The sequence below is a fragment of the Streptomyces sp. ISL-66 genome, from assembly GCF_018614135.1.
GTDB lineage: Bacteria > Actinomycetota > Actinomycetes > Streptomycetales > Streptomycetaceae > Streptomyces.
The window spans coordinates 12,551-13,133 of record NZ_JAGGOW010000121.1 but is presented as its reverse complement, the minus strand read 5'-3'; the positions used below and the strand labels follow the sequence as shown (position 1 = coordinate 13,133).

Sequence of the window (583 nt, the reverse complement as noted above, 5' to 3'; positions counted from 1 at the left end):
CGACGGCCGCCTTGGTGGCGGCCGCGGCCGGGCGGCCCCTGCTCGTCGTCCTGGACTCCCCGGAGGAGATGCCGCCGCGGCTCGCGCACGGCCTCGGCCCGTGGACCGGGGCCACCGCCGCCTGGCTCCGGTCGGCCGGAGCCGGACTGGTCGTCGCCGCCCGGCCCGAGCACTGGGAGCCGGCCGGCAGGCTGTACCCCCCGCAGCTGCTGCACACCCCGGCCCGGCCGGCCCGGCGGCTGCCGCCGGCGCTCCCGATCGGGGACTTCACCCCGGACGAGGCCGCGCTGGCCCGGGCCCGGCTGGGCATCCCGGCCGGCGCGGTCACGGGGGCCGACGCCCGGCACCCGCTCACACTGCGGCTGCTCGCGGAGGTTCGAGCGGCCGGTGTCACCTCTGGGTGCCCCTCCCGCGCCGAGGTCTTCGCCGCCCACCTGGACCTCCTGTGCCTGCGGATCGCCGTCCGCGTCTGCGCCACCGCCCTCCCCGACTGCGCCACGCCGGCGCAGCCGTGCGCAGCGGGCGAGGAGGAAACCACGGGTCGCGACTCAGGCACCGAGTCCGGCTGCGGGTCCGGCTTCGG

The 583-nt window shown here is 79.8% G+C and carries 1 pseudogene; it reads left to right on the top strand.

Features of this window, described 5'->3' with window-relative positions:
* Nucleotides 1-583, top strand: a pseudogene (locus J7E97_RS23230) (hypothetical protein); the annotation flags it as partial.